Origin of the sequence: Chromohalobacter beijerinckii, from assembly GCF_023061185.1 — a bacterium.
Taxonomy (GTDB): Bacteria; Pseudomonadota; Gammaproteobacteria; order Pseudomonadales; family Halomonadaceae; genus Chromohalobacter; species Chromohalobacter beijerinckii.
Genome location: NZ_JAKGAK010000021.1, coordinates 44,618 through 51,365 on the forward strand (window position 1 = coordinate 44,618; position 6,748 = coordinate 51,365).

5 protein-coding genes are annotated in these 6,748 nt (G+C 61.0%); all 5 read left to right on the plus strand.

Annotation, left to right across the window (positions count from 1 at the left end):
• Positions 1-12 precede the first annotated feature (12 nt).
• The 5 genes from guaD to L1075_RS13765 all read left to right on the plus strand — a co-directional run bounded on the left by guaD (position 13) and on the right by L1075_RS13765 (position 6,311).
• Positions 13-1,371 carry a guanine deaminase gene (gene guaD / locus L1075_RS13745; protein ID WP_246942354.1) on the plus strand — a complete coding sequence of 453 codons (1,359 nt, stop codon included), beginning with the start codon at positions 13-15 and terminating at the stop codon, positions 1,369-1,371.
• Positions 1,372-1,508: 137 nt separating this feature from the next.
• The gene (locus tag L1075_RS13750; RefSeq protein ID WP_246942356.1) at positions 1,509-2,891 is read left to right on the plus strand and encodes a uracil-xanthine permease family protein; all 1,383 of its coding nucleotides are present in this window, start codon (positions 1,509-1,511) and stop codon (positions 2,889-2,891) included.
• A gap of 29 nt (positions 2,892-2,920) precedes the next feature.
• A complete protein-coding gene (gene hpxO, locus L1075_RS13755) occupies positions 2,921-4,147 on the plus strand; it encodes an FAD-dependent urate hydroxylase HpxO (protein WP_246942358.1) in 1,227 nt (408 codons plus the stop codon).
• A gap of 101 nt (positions 4,148-4,248) precedes the next feature.
• Positions 4,249-4,911, plus strand: coding sequence for a response regulator (locus L1075_RS13760; protein WP_246942360.1), 663 nt, complete (start codon positions 4,249-4,251; stop codon positions 4,909-4,911).
• Positions 4,908-6,311: an ATP-binding protein gene (locus L1075_RS13765; protein ID WP_246942362.1), complete on the plus strand. Its 1,404-nt coding sequence runs from the start codon at positions 4,908-4,910 to the stop codon at positions 6,309-6,311. Before L1075_RS13760 ends, L1075_RS13765 begins: the two co-directional genes overlap by 4 nt.
• The last annotated feature ends 437 nt before the right edge of the window (positions 6,312-6,748 follow it).

The following is a 6,748-nucleotide window of genomic DNA, read 5'->3' on the forward strand; positions in this document are numbered from 1 at the left end:
AAGAGCTTTTTCATGACCGATTCCCAACTATTGCGCGGCGCCGTGCTGACCTTCGATGCCGATCCCGGCGAGGCGCCTACCCCAGACGCCGATAGCCTACGCTATTGGGAAGACGGCGCCGTGTGGGTGGAAGGTGGCCGCATTCGCGCCGTCGACGACTTTTCGGCCCTCGCCCCGCATGTGCCCGAAGAGGTCGAGATCGTCGACTACCGCGGCAAGTTGATCATGCCCGGCTTCATCGACAGCCATGTGCATTATTCGCAGCTCGATATCATCGCCTCGTTCGGCCGCGAGCTGCTCGATTGGCTCAACGACTATACCTTTCCCGCCGAATGTCGCTTCGCCGAACGCGCCCATGCCATAGACGTCGCCGAACGCTTCCTCGACGAAATGCTGCGTGGCGGCACCACTACCGCTCAAGTATTTTGCACCTCGCACCCCGACTCGGTAGACAGCATCTTCAGTGCCGCCCAGCAGCGCCGGCTGCGCTTGCTGGCAGGCAAGGTCCTGATGGATCGCCACGCCCCGGAGGCGCTCACCGACTCCGCGACCGGCGGCGTCCGCGATAGCGAACGGCTCATTGCCGACTGGCACGGCAAGGATCGTCTGGCGTATTCGCTGACGCCGCGTTTCGCACTGACATCGAGTCGCGAACAGCTCGATGCCGTGGGTGGCGTACTGCGCAACGATCAAAGCCTGTATTTACAAAGCCATCTCTCGGAAAACCGTGGCGAACTCGCCTGGGTCGCCGAGCTGTTCCCCGAATGTCGTGATTATCTTGCCGTCTACGAGCGTTATGGGCTGGTCGGCCCGCGCAGCACCTACGCACACGGCATTCATCTCTCCGAGGACGAGCGCGCGCGTCTTGCCGATGCCGGCGCCAATATCGCCTTCTCACCGACATCCAACCTGTTTCTGGGCAGCGGACTCTTCGATCGCCTCGCCACCCGTGACGCCGGTGTCGTCACCTCGCTGGCCAGCGATGTGGGCGCCGGCACCGGGCTATGCGGGCTGACCACGCTGCAAGGCGCCTATCAAGTCGGCGCCCTTCAAGGGCAGCCGTTGACCGCTTGGCAAGGGTTCTATCGGCTCACGCTTGGCAATGCCAAAGCGCTGCACCTCGATCATCGTATCGGACGCATACAAGCCGGGCACGAAGCCGACGTGGTCGTCCTGGATTTTGCCGCCACGCCCTTGCTGGCACGTCGTACCCAGATGGCCGAAACCCTCGGCGAGCGTCTCTTCGCGCTGATGATGCTGGGTGACGACCGCTGCGTGTACGCTACCTGGGCCGACGGCCGCCTCGTGCACCAGCGTGATGCAGACGCTTGCCGTGAAGCACCACAGGAGTGCACCTCCATGCACTCGTAAGACACCGATCCTTGTCAACGCCCCGGCAATCGCAAGCGCAGCGATGACAACGACTTGGCACTCCTATTGCTTAAGTATTGCAATGCAATTTTGTATACATAAAGCCTACGGCACCACCGGGCACAAGGAGCCAAGCCATGTCAGTCGATCAACCCCTCTATCGTCTCGAGGATCGCCCTGGGCCTTTGGCCTCACTGCTCGCCGCCATACAACACGTACTCGCCAGCTTCGTGGGCATTATCGCGCCAAGCCTGATCGTAGGTAGCGCCTTGGGGCTCGGTCAGTACATGTCGTACCTGATCAGCATGGCACTGTTCGTCTCGGGGGTGGCGACATGGGTGCAATCTCAGCGCCTCGGACCACTCGGATCGGGACTCCTGAGCGTTCAGGGTACCAGCTTCTCGTTCGTGGCCGCGCTGATTGCCGCCGGCGAGACAGCGCGTGCCGGCGGCGCCAGCGACGAAGCCGTCATCGCGACGTTGCTCGGCGTCTGTGCCGTGGGCAGTTTCATCGAGATCGCCCTCGGCGGCATGCTGCACCGCCTCAAACGTATCATTACCCCCACCGTGACTGGCGTGGTCGTGACCTTGATCGGGCTGTCGCTGGTCAAGGTGGGGGTCACCGACATGGCCGGCGGGTTCGGTGCCGAGGATTTCGGCAGCCTCGCCAACCTCGGGCTGGCGGCACTAGTGATCGTCGTCGTATTGGCTTGCCAGATGTCCCGATACACCTGGCTGCGCATCGGCTCGGTCTTCTTCGGGCTCGTCATCGGCTGTCTCGTGGCCGCGATCACCGGCCAGTTCGAAGGTCGCCCGGAGGCACTCGATTGGTTCGCCCTGCCGCAACCGCTGCGCTTCGGTATCGGCTTCGACTGGACGGCTTTCGTCCCCGTGGCGTTCATCTTTCTGGTTACCGCCATCGAGACCGTGGGCGACCTCACCGGCACGTCGCGCGCCTCGGGCGAGCCCATCAGTGGCCCGATCTATCAACGCCGGATACGCGGCGGCGTGCTGGCCGATGGCGTCAACTCATTGCTCGCCGCCCTTTTCAACACCTTCCCCAATACCACCTTCAGCCAGAATACCGGCGTGGTGCAGTTGACGGGGGTGGCCAGCCGCCATGTGGGGCGCTACGTCGCGGTCATCCTGCTGCTACTGGGGCTCATCCCTGCACTCGGCACTCTGCTGCAGTTCATTCCACGCCCCGTACTCGGCGCCGCGACGACCTTGATGTTCGGACTGATCGCCGTCTCCGGCATCCGCATCCTCAGCGACCAGGCGATGACCCGCAAGACGATCATGACCATCGCCGTGTCGGTGGGAATGGGGCTCGGCGTCCAGCTCGTTCCCGAAGCCCTCGCCGGGCTGCCCGAGACCGCCGAACGCATCTTCTCTTCACCGATCACCACCGGCGGGTTGACCGCCATCCTGTGCACTCTGTTGCTGCCAAGCAGCACCGAAGATGCCAAGGAGACCGCTGATACGACGGAAAACGCCACGACACCGCATCAATATACGTAAGACATAACAATCGATTGAAGGAGTTCGCCATGTCTCGCTCAGCACAACACACTTCTCCCTTGCACGTCCTCGTCGTCGGCGCGGGGATGGGCGGCCTGAGTGCCGCGCTTGCCTTTCAACGCCAGGGCCACCGGGTCACCGTCGTCGAGCGTGTCCAAGAAATACGCCCGATAGGCGCGGCCATTTCTCTGTGGCCCAACGGGGTCAAGGTCATGCATCGTCTGGGACTCGGCGAGACCATCGAGCGATTAAGCGGCGAGATGACCCGCATGCGCTACCTCACCCACCATGGGCAGACCTTGACCGATTTCAGTCTGACGCCACTGTTCGAGGATGTCGGACAACGCGCCTGTCCCATCGCACGCGCCGCCTTGCAGCAGAGCCTCTTCGATGCCGTGGGGGCCGAGCACATTCAGTTGGGGCGGCGTTGCCTCGACTATACCCAGGACGACGACGGCATCACGGCACATTTCGAAGATGGCGGTAGCCTCCACGGCGACTTGTTGGTAGTCGCCGACGGCACGCACTCACGGCTGCGCAGCAAACTCACGGGGCACGCCGTGGAACGCCAGTACGTAGGTTACGTCAACTGGAACGTACGCGTACCCGCCGATGATGATCTGGCCCCGCTGCATAATTGGGACCAGTACGTGGGCGACGCCAAGCGCGTTTCGTTGATGCCCATGGGGCGCGGCGGCAATGACCAGGACACACAAGAATTCTACTGTTTCTTCGACGTGCCCTTACCCGCCGGCACCACGAACGAGCCGCAGCGCTATCGCGATGAACTTCGCGAACATTTCACCGGCTGGGCCGAGCCGGTACAAGCCGTGATCGAGCGCTTCGATCCCGAGCGCATGGCGCGCCTCGAAATCCACGATATCCCGCCCCTCGACACCCTCATCGCACCTCGTGTGGCACTCCTTGGAGACGCCGCGCACGGCATGGCGCCGGATCTCGGCCAGGGCGGCTGCCAGGCCATGGAAGATGCCTGGGTGCTTGCCGAGACCATGCAGCGTGCCCTCGATGAGCACGCCGACACCTCGACGGCGATTGCCACCGCACTGACCCACTACGATGCAGCGCGTGTCGAGCGCGTCGGCGAAATCGTCTCCCGCGCACGCAAGCGCGCGGCGATGATCCATGGCCTCGACCCCGAGCAAACTCATGCCTGGTATGACGAACTCGCTCACGAAGATGGAGATGCCATCCTCGCAGGACTCAAGAAGACCGTTGTCGGCGGGCCCCTTGGCTGAAGCCAGTGGCGCTGCGTGGTGACGTCCAGTTTCACCCCGCCTTAAGAAAGACTTAAGCTTTACGCATCATGCTACGCTGGCGCCAATACCGAGGAGGCCCCATGCGTATACTCTTGGTCGAAGACGATCCGCTGCTGGGCGATGGCATCAAGACCGCACTCACCCGCGAAGCCTATACCGTGGATTGGTTCACCGAAGGTCATCATGCTATCGAAGCTGCCCAAAACGAGGCGTTCAGCGCCATGATTCTCGATCTGGGGCTGCCCGACATGGATGGCATGGCGGTGCTCAAACATCTACGCCAGGCTTCCGGACTGCCAATACTCATCCTCACCGCACGCGACGCCGTCGAAGAACGCATTCGTGGACTCGATGCCGGCGCTGACGATTATGTACTCAAGCCCTTCAATCTACAGGAATTGCTGGCGCGCCTGCGCGTCATCACGCGGCGCGCCGAGGGCCGCGCGTCACGCACCCTGACACTCGGCGCCTTGAGCATCGACGAAGCCAGTCACAGCGTCAGTTGGCAAGGACAGGCCATCGCGCTGGGGCGACGCGAATACGCCCTATTGCTCGAACTGGCACGCCACCCCGACAAGGTGCTCTCGCGCCCCCGGCTGGAAAGCCTGCTCTACGGCTGGGGAGAGGAAGTCGCCTCGAATGCAGTGGAGGTCCACGTTCATCATCTGCGCAAGAAGTTCGGTAAGTCGCTCATCATGACCGTCCGTGGTATCGGTTATCGCCTGGATCGTCGCGCAGTATGACGTCCATTCGCTATTACCTACTCCGTACGCTGACGCTAGTACTCGTCGTGTCCGGTGGCGTGGCGGTGCTCGCCTCGTATTTGATCACCGATCACGAGCTGGAAGAAGTGCTCGACACCCAGCTCAGCCTCCACAGCCGCATTGTCGCCGGCCAACTACCGGAGAACGCCAGCGATGATGCGTTCAAACGACTGGCCAACCAGCTCAGTATCCCCGATTACCCGGCGCACCTCTATCACGATGGCCAGTCCGTCGCGCTCGATGGCGATGACACCACGCCTGCCAAGCTCTATCACGAGGAAGAACGCAAACTCGCGCTGGGCCTATGGAAGTCCGACAAAACATTACGCCTACTCCAGGGAAAATGGACACAAGATGGACCTTTCCCTGCCCCCAACGAAGAAGGCTTTCGCTGGGTCGACTATGCCGGCCATCGCTGGCGCGTCTTCAGCATGTTCGACGAACGCCACGACCTGTGGATCAGCATGGGCCAACGCAGCAATTTTCAGCGCGAAATAGTCGAGCGCATCACCTGGAACAACCTCATCCCAATGCTGGTCCTATTGCCGCTCATGCTGTGGCTGATGAACCGCATCATCCGCCGTGGCTTGATCCCTATTCGGCGTCTTTCGGACCAGGTACAAGGGCGACATGCCAGTGATCTTCGGCACATCGAACTCGACGTTCCTCGCGAACTCGAGGGACTGCATCACTCGCTGAACGACTTCATCGACCGGCTGGGTGAAACCCTGGAACGCGAACGCCGGTTCACTGCGGACGCCGCGCATGAGCTGCGCACCCCGCTGGCCGCGTTGCGCATCCACCTGGACAACGTCAAGGCTGGGGAGACAGCATCCCTGCAAAAGGCTTATACCGGCGTCGAGCGTTTACAGCGCGTCGTCGAACAGCTGCTGGTGCTGGCGCGGCTGGATCGAACACCGGATAGCCGCACCGCCACGATCGACCTCTACCCCATCGTCATCGAACTCATGGCCGACTTGTGGCCCCTCGCCCATGAGCGCCAACAGCAATTGACGCTCGAAGGTCTCAAACAATTGCGCGTCCATGCCGATGAGACCGAAGTCGGCATCCTGTTTCGCAACCTGCTCGATAACGCCCTGCGCTACACGCCGGAAGGCAGCCATGTCGAGGTAGAACTCAGCGAAACCGCATCCGGCATCGCCCAGTTGAGCGTGCGCGACAGCGGCCCCGGCATCCCCGACGAACTGCTCGAGAAGGTGACTGAGCGTTTCCGTCGCGCCTCCGACCAACGCACCACCGGTAGCGGCCTGGGACTTTCCATCGTCGTCGAACTGGCTCAGCGTCAGCAGGCGACACTCCAACTGCGCAACCGTCCTGAACATGGACTCGAAGCAACCATCGTCTGGAGCACACCATGAACTGCAAAAGGCTCGTCAAGGCGAGCCTTTCTCGCCTACGGCATTCTTCTATCATGCCCTTGCCTTGGGCACTAAAATTGCTTACCCAGGATTAATAACAGGAAGTTAGATACACGCCCCCTAGCTTGTGACATGTCTCTTTTCCCTCATTAGTATTTTTCTTCTACCGGCATCGCTTAAGAAAAGCGTCAGAATATTTTCCTAACATGCAGCCTTCAATAGCTGCTTTTCAAGCAGCAGACCAACCCTATTGGGTTTTGTCTTCATGCCAAGAATGGAGAAACATGGTGACGCACAAAGAAAAACATCCGCAAAAGTTAAAGATCTGGGACCCAATTGTAAGGATACTTCACTGGACATTGGTTATAGCATTCATGACAGCCTGGCTGAGCTCTGGCCAATGGCAGACACTACATGAATGGGCAGGGTATACAGTA